The following is a 22,621-nucleotide window of genomic DNA, read 5'->3' as shown; positions in this document are numbered from 1 at the left end:
AAGGAGTTATAGGTTGTTTTAGAACAGATGTAAATAATTATGTAACAACAGTACTGAGATTTAGGTTATAAGTAATCGCGCTACAAAGATTCATATTTAAAAAGGACTACCTATAAGAATGACGGCAGATATGCAGAGGGATTTATTGTCGTATACAAAATTAAAATCTTTTAAAAACCCGGAAAATTCATCTAACAAATGGAGGATTTGATAGAGATATTTTGCACATCTTTCATCTGTCTGAAAATGATAGGAAGGGTATATGGCAATTAGCTTTGAATTCAAGCTATTTTTTAAATAGAATTTCAGTAAGGCTATAATGCAGAATATCAGTGCATAGTTTCAATAATCTAAAAAAGAAATGCCAGTTAAGTCTTTTTCTGAAACTATTGGTTGTTTGCCTTGCAGTGGCCATTTAATATTGAGATCCTTATCATCATACTTTATGCAATGTTCTGACTTAGGGTCATAGTAATTAGTGCATTGATATATAAAATGTGCACACTCCCCAGTTACATAAAAACCATGGCCAAATCCTTCTGGTATCCACAGTTGCTTGCCATTTTCAGCAGATAGAGTTATGCCAAACCAATGTCCATAGGTCTTAGAGTTTTTGCGCAGATCTACTGCTACATCAAAAACCTCACCTCTTACAACACGTACTAGCTTACCCTGAGGATTTGGATTCTGAAAGTGAATGCCTCTTAAAATGCCATGGCCCGAAAAGGACTCATTATATTGTACAAAATTATGCTTTCCCGCAGCCATCTCAAACTCATTCTGCCTAAAGACCTCAGAGAACCAGCCTCTGTCATCACCAAATTTTTTATTTTCAATAATTAAAACATCTAAAAGAGGTGAATTTGTAATAATCATATAAAAAACCTACTTCAATTATTCAGGAAGATAGCCTTTAGATAAATGACTCTGAAAACTTATAAGCTCAGATTTATCATATACTGCACTAGATTCTAAAAAATTTGCAAAATCTTCAGGGGTGTCTTCGTCAATGTTAGCCAGATCAGGAATATATTTAAGATTAAATATCTGACAGTCATCTTTACTATATGAGTCTATTTCGTAACAGCCTCTCGTATTACTTAGTAACTCGGCTTTTGACTTAAAAAAGCATGACATGATATCAACATATTTTCCATATATTGTGGCCTTTGGATAAAGGTATTTAATCAGATCAACTGTAGCCTGCGATTCTATATTACATAAAATAAAAGATATTTTGTTTTTCCTGTTAAAGCTGCTGTTGTGCAGGAGTTTAAAAAATACAGAGAAGAGTCTTTTCTTAAAAACTTTTCTTGCATATCTATCTATATTAAAAGTAATGAAAAGGTCTTTTTCATTACATCTGTCATAGTGGTAGGCAATGATATCTCTTGTCGGCGTAGATCTTGTAATAAATATACGCTCTTTATTTTTGCAGGCTAAAACCAGAAGCAAAGCTGAAAAAAAGAGGCTTGTTTTTAATCTTATTGTTTTTGCCATGAGCTTTATCCCACATTGGCTAAATCAAGAAGATATTTACCATAATTGTTCTTTGAAAGTGGTTTGGCAAGCTTTATAAGTTTGTCTCTATTTATAAATCCAGATTTATATGCAACCTCTTCAGGGCATCCAATCTTTAGGCCCTGACGACTTTCAATGATACGTACAAAATCAGATGCATCAAGAAGCGACTCTGGGGTTCCGGTATCAAGCCATGCTGTACCACGACTTAGAATCTCTACATTTAAAACTCCTTTTTTAAGATAGATCATATTAAGATCTGTAATCTCAAGCTCGCCTCTTGCAGAAGGCTTAAGCGTTTTGGCATAGGCGGGTGCATTTTCATCAAAGAAATATAGACCGGTTACAGCATACTGAGATTTAGGATCTTTAGGTTTTTCTTCAATTGACAGAGCTTTACCATCTGCATCAAACTCTACGACCCCATATCTTTCAGGATCCTGAACTCTGTAGGCAAAAACAGTTGCACCTGCTTTTGTAAAATCTATTGCCTGCATCCTTTTGTGCAGGTTTGATGAAAAGAAAAGATTGTCTCCAAGAATCATGGCGCTAGGCGAACCATCTAAAAAATTCTCAGCAATAATTAAAGCCTGAGCAAGACCATCTGGACTTTCTTGCACTGCATATTCAAAATGAACTCCCCATTGAGAGCCATCTCCTAAAAGGCTTTGATACAGAGGCAGCTCCTTTGGCCCAGATATAATAAGAATATCTACAATTCCACCAGACATAAGAGTGGTAATAGGGTAGTAAATCATAGGTTTGTCATATACTGGCAAAAGCTGCTTATTAACAGATAGTGTCATAGGGTAGAGGCGTGAGCCTGTACCTCCTGCTAAAATTATGCCCTTAGTTTTTTTCATAGACATCCCCTAAAATGGTTTACATCCAATTAGTTTAACATATTTAACACATTAAGACTTTGTACATAGATCAAAGACCATGCAGATATTGAGTATATTCGCTGACAAAGAGCAAGAATTGCTAATGCTGGCAAATAAAATAATCTTAAAAAATTCTTTAAAAATCAAGGCATATTTAATATGATTTAAAAAAATCTTAAAAATTATTTAAGAAATATATTGAAATAGTTCAAATTAGTAGTATAATGTCGCATCTGTAATGTGATGTAACTAACATTACGATGCACCCGTAGCTCAGCTGGATAGAGTAACCGGCTACGAACCGGTCGGTCAGGAGTTCGAATCTCTTCGGGTGCGCCACTTAAGTTACAGTCTACGCACCCGTAGCTCAGCTGGATAGAGTAACCGGCTACGAACCGGTCGGTCAGGAGTTCGAATCTCTTCGGGTGCGCCACTGAGTCTTAATCAGCACTCGAATCCATCTGCTTCTTTATACAATATAATACACAGACTGATATTATGTTAGTGTGTGGTTGTTTTTAGGTTTTGTACAAATGGCAGAATATAAAACAAAGAATTATTCATCAGGCGAGCTGCAAAAAGACCCACCCAAAGATCTTGAAGCTGAGCGCAATCTTCTTGGATCACTGCTTCTTGATGGTACTTTGCTCACACGTATAGGCAGTGAAATAGGACCTCTTGCAGTTGATGATTTTGCCTCTGAAAAAAACAGACTTATATATAATGCCATTTTAAAAAGAGCCACTTCATCTGATGATTTTAATCCAACCGTAATGTGTGCTCTTTTAGAAAATGAGGGTCTGCTCGATAAAGTAGGTGGCAGAGCCTATGTTTCCTCATTATGCTCTATTACAGGTCCAAGCTCAGCTGCTGTTGAATATGCCACCATTATAAGAAACAATGCCAAGCGCAGACGCCTTATTGATGTGGCAGAACATATTGCCAAAATAGGCTATATGCCAGAGGGACGTGGCATAGATGAGATCTTTGATGAGGCACAGGGTCTTATCTTTAAATTATCAGAGGAAAATGCCCACACTGACTCAGGTCCGCAGGAAGTCGTACCTATTGCCATATCTCTTTTAGAAAAAATACAAAAGGATATGACTCTTGGTGTCAAGATGACAGGCATATCCACAGGCTTTAGAGAGCTTGACGAGCTTACATCAGGGCTTCAGCCTGGAAGCCTTAATATTGTAGCTGCCCGTCCTGGTATTGGTAAAACCTCATTTTCTATGAATATTATAGAAAATATTGCCATGAATCCTGAAAATACCAAGCCTGCCTTAGTATTTTCACTTGAAATGCCGGCCCATCAGATTGTATTGCGTATGCTCTCAACCTTTGGACGCGTCAGCATGAAAGATCTGCAGGAGGGCAAGGTTCTATCTAATCAGTGGCGTGATATTATCTCCAAAGTCTCCATGCTGACCTATGGCGAGGGTGATGACAAGAAAAACAAGTTATTTATAGATGACTCTGGTGATATCACCCCTCTTGAGGTGCGCTCACGTGCCCGAAAACTTGCTCTTGAGCATGGCGGCCTGTCATGCATCATGATTGACTATATTCAGCTGATGAAAGGTCAGACCCGCTCTGAAAACCGTGCTCTTGAGGTGGGCGAGATTTCACGATCATTAAAAATGCTGGCCAAAGATCTTGATGTACCTGTAATTGCTCTGTCACAGTTAAACCGTGAGGTTGAAGGCCGTAAGGATCACAGACCTATGAACTCTGATTTAAGAGAGTCTGGTTCTTTGGAGCAGGATGCTGATATGATTATGTTCCTGCATCGTGAGTCTGTGTATAAGAGTGATGAAGAGGCCGATGAAAGCAAGGCCATACTTATTGTAAGTAAAAACAGAAATGGTGCTCTTAAGGATATAGAGCTGCAGTTTCAGGGAGCCTATACCGCCTTTTACGATAAAGATAATATAATAGCCTCTATGGAAGAGCCTCCTCTTTCAGAAAACTACTATCAATAAGGATCCTACATGAATGCTGTCAGTGCCATTATCAATACTTCAGCTTTAGTACATAATATAGAGCACATTAAAAAGCTGGTACCAAAGTCAAAAATTATAGCCGTGGTTAAGGCTAATGCCTATGGACACGGTCTGTTTCTTGTGGCAAATACACTTGTAGATCATGTTGATGCCTTTGCTGTAGCCCGCATAGATGAGGCTATATCTATGCGCAACAAGGGAGTACAAAAGCCAATTATTCTGCTTGAGGGCTTTTTTGCAGATGAGGATGTAGAGCTTATATCCAATTACAACCTGACAACAGCTGTGCATGACAAGGAGCAGGTTGAGGCTATAGAAAATGCCAGAATTGATAAACCTATAAGCTGCTTTTTTAAGATCAATATAGGCATGCATCGTCTTGGCGCCAACAAAGATGAAATTGAAGAGTTAAAGCAAAGACTCAATGCCTGTAAAAATGTAGTCAAACCTTTAGGTCTTATCTCTCATCTGTCTGTTGCCGATACTGCAGGCCTTGAGGATTACAATAATGAGCAGATAGAGTACTTTCACAAGATTGCTGCCTCCTTTGATGGCGATCTGTGTCTTGCCAATTCAGCAGGTATTCTCTCCTGGCCCAAGTCTCATACCGACTGGGTACGTCCTGGCATTATTTTATACGGTATATCTCCTTTTGCCGACAAGTGTGGCTATGATCATAATCTTGAGCCTGTCATGACACTAAAAAGTCGTCTTATTGCAGTGCGCCGTGTCAAACAGGGGGATAGAGTAGGCTATGGCGCCGCCTGGAGAGCCGAGCGCGATACTGTCCTAGGTATTGTAGCTACAGGTTATGGCGATGGCTATCCACGCAATGCCCCAAATGGCACACCTGTATTAATCAATGGCAGAGAGGTGCCTACTGCAGGTCATGTCTGTATGGATATGCTCTTTGTGGATTTGGGACCTGACTCAAAGGATAAGGTTGGTGATGAGGCCATACTCTGGGGCGACGGTCTGCCCGTTGAGAAGGTGGCATCAAGATGTGGCACCATACCATATGAGCTGGTCTGCCATATCATGCCACGCGTCAATGTAGAGTGTATCTGACAGTAAAAAGCTGCAGTAAGTAAAACTGCAGCTCTCCTTTAGTCAACATAAAAGCAAAAAACAGTAGCTCTTTAAATCAAAGACTGCCCTTTGTGCTCTGTAGCCTAGTCCTTGACAAAACGCATGGATAAATCAAGGGCTCTTACATGCTTGGTCAGGGCACCTACAGAGATAAAATCAACACCGGTCTGAGCAAAACGGGCAATAGTATCAATAGTTACATTGCCAGAGATTTCAAGCTGGGCTTTTTTATCGGTGATGGCTACAGCCTCTGTCATCATGTCAAAGTCAAAGTTATCAAGCATAATAATATCGGCTTTAGCCTCAAGTGCCTGCTTTAACTCATCTATAGACTCAACTTCAACCTCAACCTTCTTGCCAGGATTGAGCTCATGAGCCTTAGCAATAGCCTTGTCAATACCGCCGCAGGCCATGATATGGTTTTCTTTTATAAGATACATATCAAAAAGACCAATACGGTGATTGTGGCCGCCGCCACATTTTACGGCATATTTAAGAGCAGTGCGCAGACCAGGTACAGTCTTTCTTGTATCTAACAGACGGCATGAGGTGCCGGCAATGGCTTTGACATAGCCGTTGACAGTAGTGGCAACGCCTGAGAGTGTCTGTACAAAATTAAGTGTGGTTCTCTCGGCTGTAAGCATGGTTCTGGCATCACCTTTGACATGGAATAATTCCTGTGATGGCTTTATCTCATCCCCATCCTCAACAAACCAGGTAATCTCTACCTTGCCGCCTAACTGAGCATAGACCTCATTAACCCAGGCCTTGCCGCAGAAAATACCAGACTCTCTGGTAATAACTGTAGCTTCATTGACAGTACCTTCAGGGATGAGCTGTGCTGTTACATCAAGAGAGGCGTCAACGCTGCCGCCAAGATCTTCTGCAAGAGCACATTGCACATTTAGTTTTATATCTTCTGTAAGCATAATATTTCCTATGTAATAAATTAGTGCTTGATATCTATTTTACCACTGATTTTGCTCAAACACATAAAAGCATATTTTTTGCTTATAACATAAATGCTATAATCTGCTGATTAAATTTGCGCGTAAATATTAAAGGTTTAAAGTGACAGATTCTATTTCATTACAAAACCTTCTTGAAAGCTTAATCTCAAGAACGGATGAGCTTAGGGGGTATCTTTGACTTTGAGGCCAAAAAGGAGCGCCTTGAAGAAGTCAATGGGCTTTTAGAAGATCCAAATCTCTGGGACAATCAGGAACAGGCTCAGGCTCTGGGCAGAGAAAAACAGTCTTTGCAATCCATTATTGACAGATTTAATGCCTTATATCAGGGCTTTGATGATGTAAGCACACTCTATGAGCTAGCCTGCGAGGAGCAGGATGAAAAGGCCATAGCCGATGCACAGCAGGAGGCCCAGGCACTTGAGCAGACTGTCAATGCTCTTGAGATGGAGCGTATGTTCTCAGGTGAGCATGATAATTCAGACTGCTATCTTGATATTCAGTCAGGATCAGGTGGTACAGAGGCTCAGGACTGGGCTGAAATGGTGATGCGCATGTATCTTAAATTTGCCGATCGCCATGGCTTTGTAAGCACTGTCATATCTGTAACCGATGGAGATGTGGCAGGCATTAAAGGCTGTACCTTAAAGTTTTCAGGGGCCAATGCCTATGGCTGGTTCAGAACTGAAACAGGTGTACACCGCCTGGTTAGAAAATCTCCTTTTGATTCCAACAACAAAAGACATACATCTTTTTGTTCGGCCTTTGCCTATCCTGAGATAGACAATGAGATCAAGATTGAAATCAATCCTGCTGATATTGAGACTGATGTGTTCAGAGCATCAGGTGCAGGCGGTCAGCACGTTAACAAAACCGAATCTGCTGTACGTCTGACCCATAAACCTACAGGTATTGTGGTCAGCTGTCAGAATGAAAGATCTCAGTTTCAAAACAGAGATCAGGCTATGAAGCAGTTAAGAGCCAAGCTCTATGAGCTTGAACTTAGAAAGCAGATGGCAGAGAAACAGGCTCTTGAGGATAGCAAATCAGATATAGGATGGGGCAGTCAGATCCGTTCTTATGTGCTTGATGATGCAAGAATCAAGGATCTGCGTACAGGCGTTGAATGCCGCGATACTCAAAGAGTATTGAACGGCGATTTGGATCAGTTTATTGAAGCAAGCTTAAAGTCAGGACTTTAAGCTTATTTGGTACAGGAAGTTAAAATGAGCGAACACAACATATCTACTACTGAAAGTTTAAACAATGAGATGCAGGAGCGCCGCAACAAGCTTGAGCATCTGCGTACCCTAGGTCAGGCATATCCAAATGATTTTCATCGTGATGCCGTATCATCAGATATTTTTGAAAAATGCTCTGAGATAGACGGTGAAAGTCTTGAGGCTCAGAAAATAACCTTTACCATTGCAGGTCGTATCATGACCCGCAGAATCATGGGTAAGGCCGCTTTTGCCACATTGCAGGATATGGGCGGCAAGATTCAGATTTATGTAACCCGCGATGCCCTGCCAGAGGGTCAGTATCAGGAGCTCTTTAAAAAGCTTGACCTTGGCGATATCATTGGTGTTACAGGCTATGCCTTTAGAACCAAGACCGGTGAGCTGACACTGCATGTCACCTCTTTACGTCTTTTAGTAAAGGCTCTGCGCCCACTGCCAGAGAAGTACAAGGGTCTTACCGATCAGGAAGCCCGCTGCCGTCAGAGATATCTTGATCTGATTGCCAATGAGGATTCACGCAGAACCTTCCAGATCAGAACCAAGATTATTTCATTTATCCGCCGTTACATGGACTCACATCAGTTTATGGAAGTTGAAACTCCAATGATGCACGTGATTCCAGGCGGTGCCAATGCCAGACCTTTTGTAACACACCACAATGCTCTTGATATTGATATGTATTTAAGAATTGCTCCTGAGCTGTTCTTAAAGAGACTTGTTGTAGGCGGTTTTGAAAAGGTCTATGAGATCAACAGAAACTTCCGTAACGAGGGTATTGATGTTCGTCATAATCCTGAATTCACCATGATTGAGTTCTATATGGCCTATCATGACTACAGAGATCTGATTGATTTTACAGAAGATCTGTTCCGCAAGATGGCCCTTGATGTGTTAGGTACCACACAGGTGCACTATGCCAAGGAAGGACAGGAGGGTCTGTCTCTTGACTTTGCCAAGCCTTTTGACCGTCTGACCATGAAAGAATCAATTGTAAAATACGGCAAGGATATCACCATGGAGCAGCTTGATGATGCTGCTATGTGTGAAGAGCTGTGCAAGAAACATCATATTGAAATTCAAAAGGGCTGGGAGCATGGTCACTTCATTACTGCTCTGTTTGAAGAGCTTGTTGAGGAGAAACTGCAGCAGCCAACATTTATTACAGAGTATCCTGCTGTAATTTCACCACTTGCACGCCGCAGTGATGACAACCCAGAGTTTACAGACAGATTTGAGTTCTTCATCGGCGGCCGTGAGATGGGTAATGGCTTTAGTGAGTTAAATGATCCAGATGATCAGGCAGGCCGTTTCCGTCAGCAGGCAGAGGCCAAGCAGAATGGTGACGATGAGGCTATGTACTATGATGAGGACTATATTGTATCTTTAGAGCATGGTCTGCCACCTACAGCAGGTGAGGGCATTGGTATTGACCGTGTGGTTATGCTTTTTGCCAACTGCCATACCATACGTGATGTTATTCTCTTCCCAACATTACGTCCTAATAATTAAAAAACTGCAAAGGTCCACAGCTGTGGACCTTTAGCTGTATCAGAGGTTAGCTTATGGTTAAGACCTTTGTAATATCTCTTGAGAGATCGCCAGAGCGCCGCGATAAAATTTTTGCCCATCTTAAAGAGCGCGGTCTTGAAAATGTACAATGGTTTAAAGCAATAGACGGTAAAAAGGACGATTTGAGTCAGTACTCAATAGACAGAACACGCTTTCAGCGTTTCTGGCACAACCGCTTTGTCTGCTGCTCTGCTAATGTATATTTATCTGACACCGAGTATGCCTGCGCTCTGTCCCATCTTAGCGTGTATCAGAAAATTGTTGATGAAAATCTGCCTATGGCTGTCATTTTAGAAGATGACATTACGCTCAAGGCTGAGTGTGTCGAGTTTTATAAGAACATAGACAGCGTTGTAGATGAGATAGGCTGTGATGTACTGTATTTATGGTATGGTGACAGATTAAAATCAAAATCCGATCCTGTAGATACTAAATACGGCGTACAGGTTAAAAAAATCGGCATGGGCAAATATGACTGGTTTTATAACCGAAGACGCAATGTCAATGGAACTGTAGCCTATGTTATTACCAACAGGGCAGCTAAATATCTTTTAGATACATCATTTCCTGTAAGAGCACAGGCTGATGTGATTTTAGGTTTGCTTGCCTATAATAAATTAAATTCATATAAGTGTATACCTAAGATTTTCGATCTGACAGATGATGAGACTACCATCCTTCACTCAGGAGATATGGCAGAAAATGTAAAACCTTGGTACTCACGGGCCTTTAAGAAAATAAAGAGTTTGTACCATAAAGATCAGATCAGCGAATAAATTTAAAAAATTATTAACTAATGTCTGACTTTAAAATATATTAGTAACAGAACTTAAAGTTTGGACAAGGAGCAGATATGCATAAGTTTCACGGTTCACTGGTGGCCCTTATTACTCCATTTAAAGATGGCAGACTTGATGAACAGGCACTTGAGAAGATGGTTGAGTGGCATATTAAAAACGGCACTCATGCTATAGTACCAACAGGCACCACAGGTGAGAGTCCTACCTTATCAAATGAAGAGCATGTACGTGTGGTAGAGATTGTAGCCTCTGTGGCCAAAGGCCGCATTCCTGTAATGGCAGGAGCAGGCTCGAACAATCCTGTTGAGGCTGTACATTATTCACAGGAGGCACAAAAGGCCGGTGCCGACGGTCTTTTGCATGTAGCAGGCTATTACAACAGACCAAATCAGGATGGTCTTTATGCCCACTTTAAGATGGTGCATGACAATACCGATCTGCCTATATTTGTCTACAATATTCCAGGCCGTGCCATTGTTAATGTTCTTCCAGAGACTCTTGCCAGGCTTGCCAAACTGCCACGCATCATGGGTATTAAAGATGCCACAGGCGATCTGGCCAGACCTTGGATAGAAAGAACTCTTATTAACCGTGACGATTTTACCTGGCTCTCAGGTGAAGATGGTACACAGGTAAGCTATAACGTGGCAGGCGGCGTTGGCTGTATTTCTGTTACTGCCAATATTGCCCCTACACTTGTAGCCAAGGTACAGAATCTTACCCTGGAGAACAAATGGCAGGAAGCTGCAGCACTGCAGCACAAGCTTATGCGCCTGCACGCACTGATGTTCAAGATGCCATCACCAGCTGGTGCCAAGTACGGTGCCTCACTTTTAGGCCTGTGCTCTGATGAGGTACGTCTGCCTGTCATGCCTTTGAGCGATGAGATCAAGCAGGAGATTAAGGCTGAGATGACAAAGCTGGAGCTTATCTAGTGGAGAGCAGGGAACACAGTCAAAAAGAGGGTTTGAGGCAGGATCACATCAAATCCTATGTCATACGCGCCGGACGTATGACAGAAGGGCAGATAAATGCCCTTAACAACTTAGGCCCTAAATATATAATTGATGTATCAAAATTAGAGATTATTGATTTTGATGCAGTATTTGATCATAAGGCTCCTGTGGTGCTTGAGATTGGTTTTGGCATGGGCGCCTCATTGGTGCAGATGGCCAAAGACAACCCTGATAAAAACTTTGTGGGTATTGAGGTACATCCTCCTGGGGTTGGTGCCTGTCTTAAGCTGATTGAAGAGCAGGGTATTGGCAATGTGCGCATTATTCAGTACGATGCCTTTGAGATCTTTAAAAAGTGCTTAAGAGATGAAAGTCTTGATATTGTGCAGATTTTCTTTCCAGATCCATGGCCAAAGGAGAGACATCACAAGCGCCGTCTTGTCAATGATGCCTTTATAGCCATGATTGCACCAAAGCTTGTACCAGGCGGACTTATCCGCATGGCAACAGACTGGGAAAATTATGCCGAACAGATGCTTGAGGTTATGAACAGAGCAGATGGCTTTGTCAACCAGGCTGCAGATGGAACTTATATACCAAGACCAAGCTGGCGTCCTCTGACCAAGTTTGAACAAAGAGGTCAGAGACTTGGACATGGAGTATGGGATCTTGAATTTAGCCGTAAAGCATAAGCGTTACAATCAACTTGAGGCCTTTGTGAAGGCCTCTTTACACACAGACACTATCACTTTGCAAGCTTTAGGCGGTGATGCAAGTTTCAGGCATTATTACCGCGCTTTAGGCAAAATCATAGTAGACTCACCGCCAGATACTCAAAAAAACCATGAATTTGCAGATATAAATGCAAGGCTTAAAAACTGTGGCGTCAGAGTGCCTGAGATTTATGCCATGGATCTTAAAAACGGCTTTTTTATATTAGAGGATCTGGGCGATACTCTGTTTTATGACAAGGCTGTATCTGATGAAAAGGCTGTCTATTATAAAAAAGCTATTGATATGCTTTTAAAAATAGGCAAAGCAGATAGTAAAGGTCTGCCGCCTTTTGACCGAGACTTTATTTTATTTGAGCTTAATATCTGCACACAGTGGTGTCTTGAAAAAGCCCTTGGCCTTGAGCTTGATGACAAGGCTTTACATATTTTGGACAAAGGCTTTGCTGCTCTTGCAGATAACTGTCTTGCACAAAGACAGATTGCCATGCACCGTGATTTTCACTGCAGAAATATAATGCTGCATGAAGGACAGCTGTGCTGCATTGATTTTCAGGATATGGTCTGCGGCCCGCTTTTATATGATCTGGCCTCATTGATTTTTGACTGCTATATAAAACTTGATGACGCTCTTGTAGATGAACTTATGCACTATGCCTATGACAGATATACAAGTGACATGGCACTTGATATGTCATACAGTGTCTTTGCAAAGACTCTTTACATGACCTCACTGCAAAGACATATCAAGGTACTTGGCATCTTCAACAGACTGTATCTGCGCGACGGCAAAAGCTCATATCTAAAGGATCTGCCGCTGGTGTTAGAGTATGTGCTGCATGAGTGTGACAGATGTGATCTTAAAGAATTAGGCGCTTTCTTTAAAGACAACCTTGAGGGTAAATTCAGATGAAGGCCATGATTTTAGCAGCAGGGCGCGGTGAGAGATTAAGACCTCTTACTGACAGTACACCAAAGCCTCTTATTAAGGCAGGAGGCCTTGAGCTTATTGTCTGGCATATAAATAAATTAAAGGCAGCAGGCATTAGCGATATAGTGGTTAATTCTGCCTATCTAAGTGACAAAATAGTCTCCTTTTTACAGGATGGGCATGCCTTTGGTGTCAATATACAGCACTCTGTTGAAGAGGAGGGCGGTCTTGAGACAGCAGGCGGTATAGTGCGAGCTCTGCCTTATCTTGGAGATGAGCCTTTTTTTGTTATAAATGGCGATATCTTTCTGGATATAGATTATAAAGCTTTGATTGAGGCCTATGTTGAGCCTAATCTTAATGGTTTACTATATTTAACTAAAAATCCTGAGCATAATCTTAAAGGTGATTTTGCTTTGAGTGGTGATAGGATCTGTTATGGCAGTGATTATACTTTTACAGGAGCTGCTATTTATACTAAAAAAGCTTTTGATGGTGTGCCTGACGGTCGTTTAAAACTCAGGGTTTTATTTGACAGATGGATTGAAAGTCAGACTCTTAAAGGCAGCGTGCTTGAGTGCCCGTGGTTTGATGTAGGTACAGTGCAAAGACTTGAGATACTTGACAGTTATTTAAAGGAAAAGCTATGAAAAGTTATAAAGGACGTGTCATTGGTGCTCTGATAGGTCTGTTTTTAAGTCCTATAGGAGCGCTTATTGGTTTTGCAATAGGTTATTACTTCTATGACAAGCCAAAGATGCTGACCTATGCCAGACAGCATCCATTTTCAGCAGGAGCTTCTTTTGACTCTGAAGTTAAAAAGTTAATCTCTGCTCAGGACTTTTTGTCTTTTACCTTTAAGCTTGCAGGCTTTGTAGCCCGTGGTGCCGGTACTATTACTACCTCCCATATTAAAAAGGCCGAGCAGATCATGGCCACAATGGAGCTTAACGATGATGCCAGAGCTCTGGCTATTGAGAGCTTCAATAAGGGCAAAAATGCCAGCTTTAATTTAAATGCAGAGGTTGATGCACTAAAGAGCAGGGGCTCGCTTAGTGTTGAGATGATAACCTTTTTGCTTGAAATTCAGGTTCAGATAGCCCTAGCCGATGGCGTTATCGAGTCTGAGGAGCATCAGAGACTTATGATGCTGGCGGCCATATTCAATATTGACAGTGCCGAGATGGAGCGCCTGATCCGTATCAGACTTGCTGAAATTAAATTTGCTGAATTTGTAAGAGGCTTTGCCAGCAGAGAAGGTGGCTATAGCTCATCTGGCTCTTATGACAATTCATACTCATCAGGCTCATCAGATAACCACTATCAGCGCAAAGCTTCAGATTCAGAGCTGCAGCAGGCCTATGAAATCTTAGGTGTCACCAAAGACTCAAGATTTGATGAAGTTAAAAAGGCCCACAAGCGTCTTATGTTTAAATATCATCCAGACCGACTGGCCTCACAGGGTCTGCCGCCTGAGATGTTAAAGCTTTATACACAAAAGGCTAAAGATATACAGGCAGCCTTTGATCTGATTAAAAAATCTAAAGGATGGCAGTAATACTGCATTTTAATAAATATAGCAGGCAGTTATACTGCCTGTTGTTTTAGTGATGTACCTATGGCCTTTATTGACGATTTAAGAGTTTACCGTGATAAGCTGCGCTTTAGAATCTACAAGGCGCTTTATGACTACAAAGCTGTAAAATCAGGCAATGATTTTAATTTTTCTTCTATACAACATATAGTTATCTCAAAAATTGACGGCAAGCTTGGTGATACACAGGTTATGACACCTTTTTTTGCCAATATCAAAAAGCATTATCCGCATATAAAGATATCTGTTATCACTCTTGCCAATGTAAAAGATATCTATGAGCAATGTATAGGTGTTGATACTACACTAATCGCTCCACAAAAAAGACCATCCAAGGCTCAGGTTTTAGCTATGGCAGAGAAGATAGGTGTCAATGGAAAGTGCGACTTATTTATCTTTCTTGATGAAGTTGTAAGACCAAGAGAGTTTTACATGCTGCACTATCTAAAGCCTGACTATGTTGCAGCCACGGCAAAAGGCCTTGATTGTGTCAATATTCCTATTAGCATTGATTACAGCAGGCATATGTCACAGGCTTTAAACTCACTGTTAAGCTTAGGCGGTATTAAAGATATTGATGATAGCTATATTTCTTTTGCATCAGATTTGCTTATCAGTAAATACAGGGAAGTATTTAAGGGTAGCAAGGTTATAGGCTTTACACCATATGGAGCAATGAGCTGTAAAAATATAACTCAAAAGATGCAGGAGCAGATGCTAGATTACATATTAGAGCATACTGATTATAAGATAGTTATGTTGCTTGCACCATCTGCTGTAAATTACAAACATAAAATTGAAACAAAGCTTGGTGACAGATGTATTGCTCTGCCTGATCATATTACAGTGATTGAACTGTCATCTGTGATCGCATGTCTTGATGCTCTTGTAAGTGTTGATACAGCAAATGTGCATATTGCAGGTGCTTTTGATATACCACTGTTTTCTCTGCACCCTTCGAAGGCTAATATTACCTTGTGGGGTCCTCATCATGCTATGACGCACAGTGTTAAATTCTCTAAAGAGGGTGTCTATATATCAGATCTTTGCTATGCTGATATCAAAGAGGATTTTGAGGCTTTTATAGACAGATACTGCAGGTAGCAAGACATTGCATATAGACAAAAACAGTCTATATGCAGTTAATGTTAGTAGAAAATATGTCTTTAAAGACAATCAGGCAAGTTGATGCTCAAGCCATGAAAGTTCTGGCATAAACTCATCTGGCACATAAAATTCAGGGGCTGCCGTGAAGGCTAAAGGCTCTTTGGTTCTAGGATGTAAAAAGCTAAGAGCACAGGCATGCAGCTGCAGCTTGTCGGCAGCTTTGAAGATAGCATCAGGGGCATAGAGATGATCACCAAGAATAGGATGTCCAAGCTCCTTTAAATGCACTCGCAGCTGATGTGAGCGTCCTGTCTGAGGATAAAGTCTGACAAGAGTTTTATCTGCATTTGCATCATAGTACAGGGCCTCATAAAAGGTCAGAGCCTTTTTGCCATGCTCAAAATCTATTATCTGATAAGGTCTGTTGTCAATATCAGTGCGCATAGGCAGATCTATACGTCCAGATCCTTCAAGTTTACCTGCACCATAGGCAATATAGACCTTTTTTACACTGCGATCCATAAACTGCCTGCCAAGATTGGATATGGCCTCTTTGTTAAGACCCACCACGAGCACACCTGAGGTGCCAAGATCAAGACGATGTACGGCAAAGGCATCAGGATAGATAGAGCGCACTCTTGAGAGTATGCTGTCATGATATTCCTTAAGCCTGCCTGGTACTGATAAAAGTCCCGATGGTTTGTTAACCACAATAATATCGCCATCTTCATACAGTGTATCTAAAAACGGCACAAGGGGTGGATTGTATACAAAATTCTGCGACATATTATTCCTCTTGAATTGTGCATATTTTAAAATAAGAAAAATCAAAAATTAAGATCTAACTGCCAAGAGGCAGATAAAGAGGCAGTATATGAAAGCACAGCGTATTTTATTTGATGACTTTGGCGGCCCTGAGGTTATGTATGTGGCAGATATTGAACTGCCTGAGATTAAGGATAATGAGCTTATTCTAAAGATTATGGCAGCAGGCATCAATCCTGTAGATACCAAGCTAAGAAGGGGACAGAGTTTTTTATGCTCACTTATAAAAGAGCCAAAGCCATGGTCCTTAGGCTCTGATGTGGCAGGTATTGTCATAAAGGCAGGATCTAAAGCTGCCTTTAAAGAAGGAGATGTTGTAACAGGTCTTGTGGGGCACAGAGTATACCCATGTGCCTATTCAACCCATGTCATAACAGATGGGGCAAGACTTGTAAAACTTGATAACGACACAAGACTTGATGAGGCGGCATCTTTGTTAACTGCAGGCATTACAGCCTATAACATAGCATCCATGATAGTTGATGATATACAAACAAGATCTCTTGATGTAAAAGACTCTAAAGTCCTGGTGACAGGTGCTACAGGCGGTGTGGGGCATATACTGCTGCAGCTTTTAATCCACTTTGGCCTTAGCGTTTCAAGTCTGTCACAAAACAAGGAAGATGCTTTTTTAAAGAGCTTAGCGCTTGATGGGCGTTTGAGCTATCTTGATGAGAATAATGAGAGTTTTGAGAGCTTTGACTATGTAGTTGACAATATAGGCTTTGATACTGGTCTTGCATTTTTTAACTATCTAAAGACAGATGGTCTGCTTATTACTGTGCCTACCATTACAGCCGATTTTATAAAAGAGCATACCCCTTGTGACAAGCGCAGCGCCTCTGTGCTCTCACATAGTGACAATGCACTTATTAAAAAACTTATGGATATGCTTTATGCCAATAAGCTTAAGGTCAATATCAGCGGCAGATATGCGCTGCAGGATATTGCCAAGGCTCATAGTCAGATTGAAAGCTGCCATACTAAAGGCAAGATAGTGCTGCTGCCAAACGGTCTGTGCAGCTAAAAGCAGGCAGTAAAGTTATGATATAAATTCAAGGCCCATGAGGTTTAGTCTCTTATGGGTCTTATGAAATAAAACAGGATAGATTTTTAAAATCTATCCTGCTGTACAAATATTGTGTCTTTAAAATTAAGGTTTAACCAAACAAGTCAAAGACATCAAGTTTCTTGTACCAAGGCTCATCAGAACCTTTGTTTAATCTCTGAATCTGAGATGGATCCTTGGTGTAGATATAGTTTTTGCCATCAAATGATGCTGCAAGTACAGCCTTGGTATTGTTGGCAGCCTCTGGCAGATTGAGGTTGTTGTAGTTTTCAACCATAAGCTCAAGAGCCTCTTTTAGATGCGGAGTGCCGCGATAGGCATAGAGCACATTCTGGCAGTGGCGGATAGATGACAGATAGGCACCTCTTTCATTGTAGTACTTGGCAATAAGCAGCTCACGCTTGGCCATCTCGTTTTTGATAAAGATCATACGCTGTCTGGCATCTGGCACATATGGGCTGTCAGGATAGGTCTCAATCAGACCCTTGAAGGTCTTGAAGGCAGCCAGATAATTGGTAGGATCCTTTTGTGAACGGTCAAGACCAAAGAAGTCCTGAATAATATCAGAACGCTTTTGAATCTCATTCAAACCTTTCATATAGGTGACATAGTCAGCATACTGACTTGTAGGGCTTAAACGCAGATAGCGTTTTATCTGGGCTGAGGTCAAATCACTTTCACGGCTTTTGTAGTAGACATAGATTAAATCAAGCTGTACCTGCTCTGAAAGCTGACCAAAAGGATAACGTGAATCTATGGCCTCAAGATATTGTCTGGCCTCACCAAGATTTCCTGCAGACATGGCTGCGCGGGCAGTTGAGTAAAGTGTCGCTGGTGAAACATCTGGTACTTCATCTTTGTTATAATTTGTGGATGAACAGGCTGATGTAGCTAAAGCTATACATAAAGCTAGTGGGGCTACAATCTTAAACATTATATGGCTCCAAATATGTTCTTTTTATAGTATTCTACATTTTAACCTAAAATTAAGATATATTGTATTTTAAAAGAAAAATTACGTTCAAGAAAAGATAGATTATATTATGTCAGAAAAATTAGACTTTATTATTACAGACGATCTGCACTCATCCCGCCTTGATCAGGCCTTAGGTTCACTAGTTGATACACATTCAAGAAGTGTTCTTAAAGGCTATATTGAAGAGGGTCTGGTCAGCGTTGACGGTCAGGTTGTGACCAAACCAAGCTTTAAGCTTGTGATGGGACAGAGGCTTGAGCTTACCTTAAAAGAGCCTGAGAGTCTTGAGGTGGTAGCGCAGAATCTGCCGCTTGATATTGTCTATAGTGACGAGCATCTTATAGTTATCAACAAACCTATAAACTTTGTGGTCCATCCTGGCGCCGGCGTCAAAGACGGTACTGTCATGAATGCAGTGCTCTATCATTTTCCTCAGACCAAGATTCTGCCAAGGGCCGGTATTGTGCACCGCCTTGATAAAGACACCTCAGGTCTTATGGTCATTGCTCTTACACAAAAGGCACAGCAGGCCCTGGTCAAAGCCATATCAAAACATGATGTGGTGCGTGAGTATGAGGCTGTGGCCGAGGGACTTATTGCCTCAGGCGGTACAGTTGATGCTGCTATTGGCCGTGATGTTCATAACAGAACACGTATGGCCATTATGCCAGATGGCATAGGTCGCGAGGCTGTAACCCACTACAGGGTTATGGAGTGTTACAGAGCCCACAGTAGAATAAGACTGCGCCTTGATACAGGACGCACCCATCAGATTCGTGTGCACATGGCATCTATAGGTCATCCTCTTTTAGGTGACAATGTCTATGGCGGCAGACGCATAAGACATTTATCCAAAGCAAGTGATGAGCTGCAGCAGTGTCTGCACGATTTCAGGCATCAGGCTCTGCATGCTGTACATATTGAATTTGTCCATCCTGTAACAGACGAGCTTTTAAGCTTTGACTGTCCTCTGCCAGATGATATGCAGCATCTTATCTCACTTTTAAAAGAGGATGCTGCGCAGCATGTCTAATATTGTTAATCTGTCCTGTTTTGGTAAAGGCATCAGGGCCTGCTATACCACACGTCACGGCGGTTTTTCACAAAAACCATATGCAAGCTTTAATTTAGGACTGCATGTTGGTGATAATGCTGTTGCTGTAAATAAAAACAGAGACAGATTAAAACAGCTACTTAGCCTTGATCATATCTGTTATATGGATCAGGTGCATGGCAGTGACGTGGTTTATGTTAAAGATGATGTCACTCTGTTTAAGGCAGATGCTCTTGTCACTGATAAAAAGGATCTAGGTCTTGCTGTTATGACGGCTGACTGCCTGCCTGTGCTATTGGCCTGCGACAGTGGCTCGTGTGTAGCTGCAGTACACTGTGGCTGGCGATCAACTATGTCTGGCATTATCAGCAAAACTTTTTTACGTATGCGTGATTTAGGCTGCATCAAAGCTACGGCCTTTATGGGCCCATGTATTGGGGCAAAGTCTTTTGAGGTTGGATCAGAGGTCAAAGAGGCCTTTTTACAGCAAAATCAGGATTATGCAAAGTTTTTTGTTTTAAATGACAGGGGCAGGTATATGTGCTCTCTTGCCTCTATCTGTAAAAGTGAGCTTAAATCCCTTGGTATAGATAATATACACATGGCGGCAATTGATACCTATACCCATACAGATGACTTTTTCTCCTACAGAAAAGAGGGCACCACAGGGCGCATGGCCTCGGTCATTGCTATAAAATCTGTAAAATAGCAGCCATATAATTCCTAAGGCCAGATTTTAAAATAGTCTTTAGGAGCTTTTGTGTAGTATAAACTTTTATTGTCAGATGATATAAGTGTGATATAGCATAAAAAAGTTATACAAATTAGTGTGCTATAATCGGCGCACATTTTAAAGGAGATAGTATGAGACTACTTTTAGCAATATTTTTGCCTTTCTTTGCATTCTTTACTATAGGACGTCCAATAGCAGGCATCATCTGTCTTATTTTACAGATAACTGTATTAGGCTGGCTTCCTGCAGCTATCTGGGCTGTATTTGCCTTGGGTCAGTTCAAAACTGATAAAAAGATCGAGGCAGCTTTAGGAGCCAAAAAAGGCTAATACGGCACTTGGTGCATAAAACTTTTGTTATGGGCCCACGCAGGGCCTTTTTCTTTTTATTGTCCATCCCATAAGAGCACTATAGTCTGCAGCTTTTTTGCACTAAGCCAGATAATTTTTAAAATTGTGCTTTATTTTCATAGTGATATCTTACGTAAGTTCAAATGACTTGGCACTTTAACAAAAGTAAAACAGCAGGTCACAATATAAAATTTATGTATAAATATATTTGTAAAATCTCTTTAAATTTGCCCTCTTAGACCCCACCTAATATACAACAGGATAAAGTACGATGAATAAGAGGAAGTTAAGATGCGTTTAGATAGATTTACAGTAAAGTTTCAGGAGGCTTTATCTGATGCACAGTCACTGGCTGTAGGTCATGACAATCAGTTTATAGAGCCTGTACATATTATGTCAGCCCTGGTGGCACAGGAGGATGGTTCCATTCGTCCTTTACTTACACTTGCAGGATCAGATCCGCAGGCTGTAAAAATTTTAGTTGATGAGGCAGTAGACAAGCTGCCGCAGGTAAAGGGTGTTGGCGGCGATCTGCAGCTCTCACCACAGACAGGCAGAATATTAAATTTATGTGACAAACTGTCACAGGAGAATAAAGACAGTTTTATCTCATCTGAGATGTTTGTTCTTGCAGCCATGCAGTCAGGCGGTGAGCTGCAGAGCATACTGCAAAAGTGTAATGTAACAGAAGAAAAGCTTAAACACGCTTTAACCACCATACGTGCAGGCAAGACCGTTGAGGATGAAAATGCTGAAAATGCCCGTGGTGCCTTAAAGAAATATACCATAGATCTGACAGAAAGAGCAGAAAAGGGCAAGCTTGATCCTGTTATTGGCCGTGATGATGAGATCCGCCGTACCATGCAGGTACTGCAGCGCCGCACCAAGAACAATCCAGTGTTAATTGGTGAGCCTGGTGTTGGTAAGACTGCCATTGTTGAGGGTCTGGCTCAGCGTATTGTAAAGGGCGAGGTTCCTGAGGGACTGCGCAATAAAAGAGTGCTGTCTCTTGACTTGGGTGCCCTTATTGCAGGTGCCAAGTACAGAGGTGAGTTTGAAGAGCGCCTCAAGTCAGTATTAAATGAGCTTGCTAAGGAAGAGGGGAAGGTTATTCTCTTTATTGACGAGCTGCACACCATGGTAGGTGCCGGCAAATCTGAAGGCTCAATGGATGCTGGCAATATGTTAAAGCCTGCTCTGGCTCGTGGAGAGCTGCACTGTGTGGGTGCCACAACTCTTGATGAGTACAGACAGTATATTGAAAAGGATGCCGCTCTTGAGCGTCGTTTCCAGAAGGTGCTTGTAGATGAGCCTACTGTTGAGAATACCATTGCTATTTTACGTGGTCTTAAGGAGAGATATGAGATCCATCATCACGTACAGATAACCGATCCTGCCATTGTGGCAGCTGCTACACTCTCAAGCCGTTATATAACTGACAGACAGCTGCCAGACAAGGCTATCGATCTTATAGATGAGGCTGCAGCCTCTATACGACTGCAGATTGACTCAAAGCCTGAGCCTCTTGACAGACTTGATCACAAGATCATTCAGCTTAAGATGGAAAGACAGGCTGTGGCCAAGGAAAGTGACGAGGCCAGCAAGAGACGTCTTGAGGCTATTGATGCTGAGATCAAAGAAAGTGAGGAGGAGTTCTCAAAGCTTGAGGATATCTGGAAGAAAGAAAAGCTCTCGCTTGAGGGAACACAGCAGATTAAAGTTGATCTGGAAAATGCCCGTCATGAATTTGAGGTGGCCAAGAGATCTGGCGATCTGGCTCGTATGAGTGAGCTGCAGTATGGCATTATTCCATCGCTTGAGAAGAGAGTTGCAGATGCTGGCAATGTGGAGATGGGCAACAGTGAGCTTGTAAAACACAAGGTTACAGATGCCGAGATTGCCGAGGTGGTATCACGTGCCACAGGTATTCCTGTAGCCAAGATGCTTGAGGGTGAAAGAGACAAGCTTTTACATATGGAAGACAATCTGCACCAGAGAGTTATCGGTCAGGATGAGGCTGTATCAGCCATTGCCAGTGCCATAAGACGTTCACGTGCGGGGCTTAGCGATCCAAACCGTCCTATAGGATCCTTTATGTTTTTAGGACCTACCGGTGTGGGTAAGACTGAGCTGTGCAAGGCTGTAGCCGAGTTTATGTTTGATACTGAAAAGTCCATGGTCAGAATAGATATGTCTGAGTTTATGGAAAAATTCTCA

General features: G+C 41.6%; 22 protein-coding genes and 2 tRNA genes (1 of these 24 cut by a window edge). 18 read left to right on the top strand and 6 right to left on the bottom strand.

The features are described 5' to 3' along the window. Positions 1–342: 342 nt before the first annotated feature. From rfbC to rfbA, 3 genes are read right to left on the bottom strand one after another with little or no spacing between them, the layout of a single operon-like run. Positions 343–876 carry a dTDP-4-dehydrorhamnose 3,5-epimerase gene (rfbC, locus tag DRZ93_RS05640; RefSeq protein WP_113746052.1) on the bottom strand — a complete coding sequence of 178 codons (534 nt, stop codon included), beginning with the start codon at positions 874–876 and terminating at the stop codon, positions 343–345. An 18-nt stretch (positions 877–894) separates the two neighbouring features. After that, positions 895–1,500: a hypothetical protein gene (locus DRZ93_RS05635; RefSeq protein WP_113746051.1), complete on the bottom strand. Its 606-nt coding sequence runs from the start codon at positions 1,498–1,500 to the stop codon at positions 895–897. Between the two features lie 5 nt (positions 1,501–1,505). After that, entirely contained in the window at positions 1,506–2,384 is an 879-nt protein-coding gene (gene rfbA / locus DRZ93_RS05630; RefSeq protein ID WP_113746050.1) for a glucose-1-phosphate thymidylyltransferase RfbA, read from the bottom strand. Positions 2,385–2,667: 283 nt separating this feature from the next. On the opposite strand from rfbA, the gene DRZ93_RS05625 reads away from it, so the two are divergent. The 4 genes from DRZ93_RS05625 to alr all read left to right on the top strand — a co-directional run bounded on the left by DRZ93_RS05625 (position 2,668) and on the right by alr (position 5,479). After that, positions 2,668–2,744, top strand: a tRNA-Arg gene (locus tag DRZ93_RS05625). Between the two features lie 17 nt (positions 2,745–2,761). Next, a tRNA-Arg gene (locus DRZ93_RS05620) sits at positions 2,762–2,838 on the top strand. Between the two features lie 100 nt (positions 2,839–2,938). Further along, the gene (dnaB, locus tag DRZ93_RS05615) at positions 2,939–4,390 is read left to right on the top strand and encodes a replicative DNA helicase (RefSeq protein WP_113743045.1); all 1,452 of its coding nucleotides are present in this window, start codon (positions 2,939–2,941) and stop codon (positions 4,388–4,390) included. Between the two features lie 9 nt (positions 4,391–4,399). After that, positions 4,400–5,479 (top strand): alanine racemase, encoded by a 1,080-nt coding sequence (gene alr / locus DRZ93_RS05610; RefSeq protein ID WP_113746049.1) that lies wholly within the window; start codon positions 4,400–4,402, stop codon positions 5,477–5,479. Between the two features lie 104 nt (positions 5,480–5,583). Here the strand turns inward: alr and nadC are convergent, their stop codons facing one another. Then, positions 5,584–6,429, bottom strand: coding sequence for a carboxylating nicotinate-nucleotide diphosphorylase (nadC, locus tag DRZ93_RS05605; protein WP_113743043.1), 846 nt, complete (start codon positions 6,427–6,429; stop codon positions 5,584–5,586). Between the two features lie 142 nt (positions 6,430–6,571). On the opposite strand from nadC, the gene prfB reads away from it, so the two are divergent. From prfB to DRZ93_RS05560, 9 genes are all read left to right on the top strand, one after another. After that, positions 6,572–7,670, top strand: a protein-coding gene (gene prfB, locus DRZ93_RS05600) for a peptide chain release factor 2 (RefSeq protein WP_218564255.1) whose coding sequence is annotated in 2 segments (ribosomal slippage) — positions 6,572–6,646 and positions 6,648–7,670 — 1,098 coding nt in all. Because the reading frame shifts where the segments join, the coding sequence is not laid out codon by codon here. A 24-nt stretch (positions 7,671–7,694) separates the two neighbouring features. Beyond that, positions 7,695–9,218, top strand: coding sequence for a lysine--tRNA ligase (gene lysS / locus DRZ93_RS05595; protein WP_113743041.1), 1,524 nt, complete (start codon positions 7,695–7,697; stop codon positions 9,216–9,218). A 53-nt stretch (positions 9,219–9,271) separates the two neighbouring features. Then, entirely contained in the window at positions 9,272–10,054 is a 783-nt protein-coding gene (locus DRZ93_RS05590) for a glycosyltransferase family 25 protein (RefSeq protein WP_113746047.1), read from the top strand. A gap of 77 nt (positions 10,055–10,131) precedes the next feature. Continuing rightward, entirely contained in the window at positions 10,132–11,013 is an 882-nt protein-coding gene (gene dapA, locus DRZ93_RS05585) for a 4-hydroxy-tetrahydrodipicolinate synthase (protein WP_113743039.1), read from the top strand. Further along, positions 11,013–11,726: a tRNA (guanosine(46)-N7)-methyltransferase TrmB gene (gene trmB / locus DRZ93_RS05580; RefSeq protein ID WP_113746046.1), complete on the top strand. Its 714-nt coding sequence runs from the start codon at positions 11,013–11,015 to the stop codon at positions 11,724–11,726. Before dapA ends, trmB begins: the two co-directional genes overlap by 1 nt. Continuing rightward, a complete protein-coding gene (locus DRZ93_RS05575; RefSeq protein WP_172458065.1) occupies positions 11,704–12,678 on the top strand; it encodes an aminoglycoside phosphotransferase family protein in 975 nt (324 codons plus the stop codon). The genes trmB and DRZ93_RS05575 overlap by 23 nt, the downstream gene beginning before the upstream one ends. Further along, a complete protein-coding gene (murU, locus tag DRZ93_RS05570; protein WP_113743036.1) occupies positions 12,675–13,346 on the top strand; it encodes an N-acetylmuramate alpha-1-phosphate uridylyltransferase MurU in 672 nt (223 codons plus the stop codon). The genes DRZ93_RS05575 and murU overlap by 4 nt, the downstream gene beginning before the upstream one ends. Beyond that, positions 13,343–14,254 carry a co-chaperone DjlA gene (gene djlA, locus DRZ93_RS05565; protein ID WP_113746044.1) on the top strand — a complete coding sequence of 304 codons (912 nt, stop codon included), beginning with the start codon at positions 13,343–13,345 and terminating at the stop codon, positions 14,252–14,254. The genes murU and djlA overlap by 4 nt, the downstream gene beginning before the upstream one ends. A gap of 60 nt (positions 14,255–14,314) precedes the next feature. Further along, positions 14,315–15,394, top strand: coding sequence for a glycosyltransferase family 9 protein (locus DRZ93_RS05560; protein WP_113743034.1), 1,080 nt, complete (start codon positions 14,315–14,317; stop codon positions 15,392–15,394). A 72-nt stretch (positions 15,395–15,466) separates the two neighbouring features. On the opposite strand, the gene DRZ93_RS05555 is transcribed toward DRZ93_RS05560, so the two are convergent. Further along, positions 15,467–16,183: a pseudouridine synthase gene (locus DRZ93_RS05555; RefSeq protein ID WP_113743033.1), complete on the bottom strand. Its 717-nt coding sequence runs from the start codon at positions 16,181–16,183 to the stop codon at positions 15,467–15,469. A gap of 88 nt (positions 16,184–16,271) precedes the next feature. On the opposite strand from DRZ93_RS05555, the gene DRZ93_RS05550 reads away from it, so the two are divergent. Then, positions 16,272–17,249, top strand: a complete 978-nt coding sequence (locus DRZ93_RS05550; protein WP_113743032.1) for an NADP-dependent oxidoreductase — start codon at positions 16,272–16,274, stop codon at positions 17,247–17,249. A gap of 133 nt (positions 17,250–17,382) precedes the next feature. Here DRZ93_RS05550 and DRZ93_RS05545 read toward each other — a convergent pair whose 3' ends face one another. Continuing rightward, positions 17,383–18,225 (bottom strand): outer membrane protein assembly factor BamD, encoded by an 843-nt coding sequence (locus tag DRZ93_RS05545; RefSeq protein WP_113743031.1) that lies wholly within the window; start codon positions 18,223–18,225, stop codon positions 17,383–17,385. Positions 18,226–18,334: 109 nt separating this feature from the next. On the opposite strand from DRZ93_RS05545, the gene rluD reads away from it, so the two are divergent. The 4 genes from rluD to clpB all read left to right on the top strand — a co-directional run. Next, positions 18,335–19,300 carry a 23S rRNA pseudouridine(1911/1915/1917) synthase RluD gene (gene rluD / locus DRZ93_RS05540; protein WP_113746043.1) on the top strand — a complete coding sequence of 322 codons (966 nt, stop codon included), beginning with the start codon at positions 18,335–18,337 and terminating at the stop codon, positions 19,298–19,300. Beyond that, positions 19,293–20,030 carry a peptidoglycan editing factor PgeF gene (gene pgeF, locus DRZ93_RS05535; protein WP_113746042.1) on the top strand — a complete coding sequence of 246 codons (738 nt, stop codon included), beginning with the start codon at positions 19,293–19,295 and terminating at the stop codon, positions 20,028–20,030. The genes rluD and pgeF overlap by 8 nt, the downstream gene beginning before the upstream one ends. Positions 20,031–20,185: 155 nt before the next feature. Next, complete coding sequence (locus DRZ93_RS05530) at positions 20,186–20,383, top strand: YqaE/Pmp3 family membrane protein (protein ID WP_113743028.1); 198 nt, start codon at positions 20,186–20,188, stop codon at positions 20,381–20,383. 312 nt (positions 20,384–20,695) lie between these two features. Next, positions 20,696–22,621 carry the 5' portion of an ATP-dependent chaperone ClpB gene (clpB, locus tag DRZ93_RS05525; protein WP_113746041.1) on the top strand. 657 nt of this gene lie beyond the right edge of the window, so only the first 1,926 of its 2,583 coding nucleotides appear in the window; it begins with the start codon at positions 20,696–20,698; its stop codon lies off the right edge, out of view.

The organism is Anaerobiospirillum thomasii (genome assembly GCF_900445255.1).
Classification (GTDB): Bacteria; Pseudomonadota; Gammaproteobacteria; order Enterobacterales; family Succinivibrionaceae; genus Anaerobiospirillum_A; species Anaerobiospirillum_A thomasii.
The sequence above is the reverse complement of the archived record's forward strand: the minus strand, read 5'-3'. Positions and strand labels throughout refer to the sequence as shown.